5 protein-coding genes and 4 tRNA genes are annotated in these 5,044 nt (G+C 48.6%); 2 read left to right on the forward strand and 7 right to left on the reverse strand.

The window, feature by feature from the left end; translation table 11 throughout:
• From QMZ30_RS25680 to QMZ30_RS25700, 5 genes are all read right to left on the reverse strand, one after another.
• Positions 1 to 167: GTP-binding protein (locus tag QMZ30_RS25680; protein WP_283228070.1), on the reverse strand; the 167-nt coding region annotated here is incomplete at its 3' end.
• Between the two features lie 107 nt (positions 168 to 274).
• Positions 275 to 350, reverse strand: a tRNA-Thr gene (locus QMZ30_RS25685).
• A gap of 5 nt (positions 351 to 355) precedes the next feature.
• Positions 356 to 430: transfer RNA gene (locus QMZ30_RS25690), tRNA-Gly, on the reverse strand.
• Positions 431 to 620: 190 nt separating this feature from the next.
• A tRNA-Tyr gene (locus QMZ30_RS25695) sits at positions 621 to 705 on the reverse strand.
• 7 nt (positions 706 to 712) lie between these two features.
• Positions 713 to 788 (reverse strand) — tRNA-Thr (locus tag QMZ30_RS25700).
• Between the two features lie 330 nt (positions 789 to 1,118).
• Between QMZ30_RS25700 and QMZ30_RS25705 the strand changes: the two genes are divergently transcribed.
• Together QMZ30_RS25705 and coaA are read left to right on the forward strand one after the other, a co-directional pair.
• Positions 1,119 to 1,676, forward strand: coding sequence for a GNAT family N-acetyltransferase (locus QMZ30_RS25705; RefSeq protein ID WP_283229368.1), 558 nt, complete (start codon positions 1,119 to 1,121; stop codon positions 1,674 to 1,676).
• Positions 1,677 to 1,880: 204 nt separating this feature from the next.
• Positions 1,881 to 2,831: a type I pantothenate kinase gene (gene coaA, locus QMZ30_RS25710; RefSeq protein ID WP_283229369.1), complete on the forward strand. Its 951-nt coding sequence runs from the start codon at positions 1,881 to 1,883 to the stop codon at positions 2,829 to 2,831.
• A 56-nt stretch (positions 2,832 to 2,887) separates the two neighbouring features.
• On the opposite strand, the gene birA is transcribed toward coaA, so the two are convergent.
• Both birA and murB read right to left on the reverse strand, forming a co-directional pair.
• Positions 2,888 to 3,850, reverse strand: coding sequence for a bifunctional biotin--[acetyl-CoA-carboxylase] ligase/biotin operon repressor BirA (gene birA / locus QMZ30_RS25715; RefSeq protein WP_283229370.1), 963 nt, complete (start codon positions 3,848 to 3,850; stop codon positions 2,888 to 2,890).
• On the reverse strand, positions 3,847 to 4,884 hold the full coding sequence (gene murB / locus QMZ30_RS25720) for a UDP-N-acetylmuramate dehydrogenase (protein WP_283229371.1): 1,038 nt from the start codon (positions 4,882 to 4,884) through the stop codon (positions 3,847 to 3,849). Before murB ends, birA begins: the two co-directional genes overlap by 4 nt.
• Positions 4,885 to 5,044: the final 160 nt, after the last annotated feature.

Below are 5,044 nucleotides of genomic sequence, written 5' to 3' on the forward strand. Positions count from 1 at the left end.
TCTTCAGGCGCTTTATCGATCTCGTCGAATTTACTTGCCTTACCGCCGTAGGTTTTAGCCAGAACGGTGGTGATTGCAGCAGTCAGGGTGGTTTTACCGTGGTCAACGTGACCGATGGTGCCCACGTTTACGTGCAGTTTGTTACGTTGAAATTGCTCTTTAGCCATCGCTAGTCCCTCTAAGACACGGATATATCGAAGATATCGTCATATCAACCAGGCAATGCCTGACTGTTTGGTTTACAGAGAGAGAATCAGGAGAGAGATAAAGGAAGTGGTGCTGATACCCAGAGTCGAACTGGGGACCTCACCCTTACCAAGGGTGCGCTCTACCAACTGAGCCATATCAGCACATCTGGAGCGGGCAGCGGGAATCGAACCCGCATCATCAGCTTGGAAGGCTGAGGTAATAGCCATTATACGATGCCCGCATCCTGGAACTCGGCTACCTGTTCTTTCTGTAGCTTATGAATAATAAAAGAAGACCTTCTATTATTCGAGCCTGCCAGAGTTTCTGACCGACTTTGATTGCGTTACTACGCAATCTGAATTCGAAGGTGAGAGAGATGAACTCACCCGCCAGACAAAGACTTTATCTGACGCCCAACCAAGAGGTTGAGATGGTGGTGGGAGAAGGATTCGAACCTTCGAAGTCTGAGACGGCAGATTTACAGTCTGCTCCCTTTGGCCGCTCGGGAATCCCACCTACTTGATGGTGCCGGCTACCGGAATCGAACTGGTGACCTACTGATTACAAGTCAGTTGCTCTACCAACTGAGCTAAGCCGGCATCAAGTGGAGCGCATTCTAGGAAGACCGCGCCCAGGATGCAACAAAAAAATCGTCATTTTTGTTCTATCGCTTACTATTTGTGCAAATCATCGCAAATAGCCCATTACATGCAGTTTTTTCACCCAAATTCAGTGTGTTTTTACGCCAGTGAACTACGCCCTGAGCTTTTTATCCGTGTCATTTGTTCTGCACATTTGTGGGTCATGCTGCATTCTCGTTGTGCAGTTTGGTCAATTTTTTTCTCACTTAACGCTCGATCGCAGGTTTTTTGTGCTGGCCCGCATTTTGCTTTGTTTAAAAGTCTGGGTTTGGTTGAGGAGAATGCCTTATGAATATTGTTCAACTTAATGCTGAGACGTTGCCTCGCTATCGAAAAGCGCTGGCTGCATTAATGATTGATGCCATTCAACACAATATGGCAGCAGCATTCCATTCTTCTCATGGCCAGCAAGCACATCAGGAAGCCGAACGCTATTTTCATAGCTTGCGAGACGGCATGGCACGTCATGAATTATTACTGTGGGTTGCGCTTACAGATGATGGCGTAGCGGGTAGCGTGCAGCTCAGCATCTGTCAGCGTCCCGATGGACGGAACCGAGCGGAGGTCCTGCATTTACTGGTGCACTCAACGGCACAGCGCGAAGGTATTGGCCGCGAACTGATGAACAGGCTGGAGAATAAAGCTGAGAGTTACCAACGTAGCCTGTTGTATTTGGATGTGCTGGCAGGATCACCCATCGAGCACTTCTACCGTGCTCATGGCTATCACTATCTTGGAGAGCTGCCTGACTACGCATTGTGCGCCGATGGCCACCCTCACCCTGGTGCAATCTATTACAAGCGCTTGCGGACCAGCGCAGCAGAAACGCTCACAACAAGCTACTGAGCGATATCAAAAATGCGGGCACGCTTACGAAAGCGTGCTCAGGTTTATCATTTTGCTTCTTTTCGAAGTCGCACTGGTGTTACCCTCCAGCCCATTGTTCTCGTTAAATTACCCCCCGTGACGTGCAACTGAGTTCTCCGCATCATTGTATGCTTGCTGCTGCAAGATGTTGATGAGCCAGAATTTGCGGTCAGATGCATGCTTATGAGTAAAAAAACGACACCACTAACCACGCCTTATCTGCAGTTTGATCGTCAGCAATGGGCCGCATTACGCGATTCAGTGCCGATGACATTGGCAGAAGGCGAGATTGAACGACTGCGTGGAATCAATGAAGATCTCTCCTTAGAAGAGGTCGCAGAGATCTATTTGCCGTTATCCCGCCTACTCAACTTTTATATCAGCTCAAATTTGCGCCGCCAGGCCGTTTTAGAGCAATTCCTTGGTATGAATGGGCAAAAAATCCCTTACATTATCAGTATCGCCGGAAGTGTTGCTGTGGGTAAAAGCACCACGGCACGTGTGCTGCAAGCACTGCTTAGCCGTTGGCCCGAACATCGTAAAGTTGAGTTGATCACTACCGATGGCTTTTTGCACCCCAATGCGGTGCTTAAAGAACGCGGCCTGATGAAAAAGAAAGGATTCCCGCAATCCTACGATATGCATCGTCTGGTGAATTTCGTGTCGGATTTGAAATCGGGGGCCAGCCAGGTCACAGCGCCGGTGTATTCGCATCTTATTTACGATGTGATTCCTGATGGTGACAAAGTTGTGCAACAGCCGGATATTTTGATTCTTGAAGGGCTCAACGTACTGCAAAGTGGCATGGATTATCCTCACGATCCTCACCATGTATTTGTTTCTGACTTTGTCGACTTTTCGATTTATGTCGATGCACCAGAGGCCTTATTAGAAAACTGGTACGTTAACCGCTTCCTAAAATTCCGCGAAGGGGCATTCAGCGATCCCGACTCTTATTTCCATCACTATTCACAATTACCCGAAGACGAAGCATTGAATATCGCCCGAGGGCTGTGGAAAGAGATCAACTGGCTGAATCTAAAAGAAAACATTCTGCCCACTCGTGAGCGTGCGAGTTTGATTATGACGAAATCCGCAGACCATGCAGTTCAAAGTGTTCGGCTGCGAAAATAACAAACAGATAGCTATACGCCCTGTCATACCAGGGCGTTTATTATTAATGAATAAGCTTAATGACCTGGTCGCAGCGAAATTTCACCACCCACCCAAGATTTAATTTCTCCATCCTGCTCGAGTAATAATCCGCCCTGTTTATCAATGCCGCGTGCAATACCGTGAACCTCTCTATCGCCAATCAACAGTTTTACCGGGCGATTGATAAAGTTATCCAGCGTATCCCAACGTTCCACAAACGGCGTCAGCCCATCGCGTTCGAATATCGGCAGAGCATCACGCAGGCTATTGATTATTTTAGCCGCGAGTTCATTGCGATTAATTCTTACGCCGGCTTCCTGCAGATTTATCCACCCCTGATTAATCTCTGTCGCACTTTCTGAACGCATCACCAGATTGACACCTGCGCCCATGACAATTTGTGCGGCATCGCCGGTTTTACCTGTGAGTTCAACCAGAATACCCGCCAGCTTGCGGTCGTTGAGATAGAGATCGTTTGGCCATTTCACGCGGACATCAGGTGCGCCAAGAGACTGAAGCACTTCAGCCATAACAATACCAATCACTAAGCTCAGCCCCATTGCCGCAGCCGGACCTTGCTCAAGTCGCCAATACATCGAAAGATATAAATTAGCGCCAAACGGTGAGAACCATTTGCGACCTCGACGGCCTCGCCCGGCCTGCTGATATTCTGCAATACACGCGTAACCTGATACCAACTGATCCATACGTTCTAACAAGTATTGGTTCGTTGAATCAATGACGGGAATCACCGCCAGGTTCGGCTGCTGCAGATGTGACAGGATTTCCGCTTCATCCAATAGCTGGATTGGCGCAGGTAAGCTGTAGCCTTTGCCCGTAACGGTGTAAACATCCAGACCCCAGCTTTTCAATGTCTGGATGTGCTTGTTAATCGCAGCACGGCTCATGCCGAGTGACTCTCCCAGATGTTCGCCTGAGTGAAACTCCCCATCTGCCAGAAGCGCGACCAATTTGAGGGGCACGTTATGATCTTTCATGATATTACCTCAACGGCATTACGTTCGCCCTGAGCACCAATAAAGCGTACCTCTGGCTCCAGCCAAACATTGAATTTATCACCAACGGAATTTCGTACATGCTGAGCGAGCCCAACAATATCTTGCGGTGTCGCCTGATCTTCATTGATCAATACCAGTGCCTGCTGGCGATGGACAGCGGCACCACCGACACTGAAGCCTTTCAGGTTGCATTGATCGATCAACCAGCCTGCAGCCAATTTGACCTCACCATTCGCCTGCGGGTAATGCGGCATATTTTGCCACTCTTGCATCAGTGCGGAGGCCTGTTCATGGGAGATCAGAGGGTTTTTGAAGAAGCTGCCCACATTGCCCGTTATCTTGGGATCCGGTAATTTGCTTTTTCGCATATGGCACACCGCATGGAACACATCCCATGCGCACACTGTGGCAGGATTAAGTTTGGCTAAATCGCCATAGCTTAAGACGGGTTTCCACTGCTTTGCTAAGCAAAGTCCAATGGCAACAATCACGTAATCATCCTTCAATGCATGCTTGAAGATACTGTCACGATAGCCGAATAAGCATTCTTCACTATAAAGGCGTCTGATTTTTTGCGTGGGCAAGTGCAGCGCGTCTACATAGTGGCAAATGTCTTTGAATTCGACGCCATAGGCGCCAATATTCTGTATAGGTGCTGAACCGGCCATCCCAGGGATGAGCGCCAGGTTTTCCAGGCCAGTGATGCCTTTCTTTAAAGTATGCTCGACCAGCTCATGCCAGTTTTCGCCTGCGCCCACATGCAAATGCCATGCTTCATCTTTCTCTTCAAGAGAGATGCCTTTAATGGCGTTGACGATCACTCCGCCATTAAAGTCCTCAAGAAATAGCACGTTGCTTCCTTCACCTAACACGATGAAAGGCTGGTTTCGCTGCTGAGTCGCTTGCCAGGCATCAATAATGGCTTCAGGTGTGTCAGCGATATACAGGGCTTGAGTACTGATCTCTAGACCCAATGTGTTGAAAGCTTTTAAAGAAGTGCGGGGGCTGGACATTTCACGGCCTTTACTGATTAATCTGGCCGTAGTTTACCCGATCAGTTAGCCGCAAGTGGGATGTTTTCGTGGCTTTTAGGGGGGAATTCATCGATCTGCAGACGTAAAAAAGCCCTGAACTTTCGTTCAGGGCTTCTTCACTTAATTGATGCCTGGCAGT

It is taken from the genome of Pantoea sp. EA-12 (assembly GCF_030053355.1).
GTDB classification, from domain to species: domain Bacteria; phylum Pseudomonadota; class Gammaproteobacteria; order Enterobacterales; family Enterobacteriaceae; genus Pantoea; species Pantoea vagans_C.

Excerpts from the sequence above, each read along its gene's own strand:
- murB (WP_283229371.1), bottom strand. The coding sequence starts at position 4,884 with ATGTCCAGCCCCCGCACTTCTTTAAAAGCTTTCAACACATTGGGTCTA.
- QMZ30_RS25705 (WP_283229368.1), top strand. The coding sequence starts at position 1,119 with ATGAATATTGTTCAACTTAATGCTGAGACGTTGCCTCGCTATCGAAAA.
- coaA (WP_283229369.1), top strand. The coding sequence starts at position 1,881 with ATGAGTAAAAAAACGACACCACTAACCACGCCTTATCTGCAGTTTGAT.
- birA (WP_283229370.1), bottom strand. The coding sequence starts at position 3,850 with ATGAAAGATCATAACGTGCCCCTCAAATTGGTCGCGCTTCTGGCAGAT.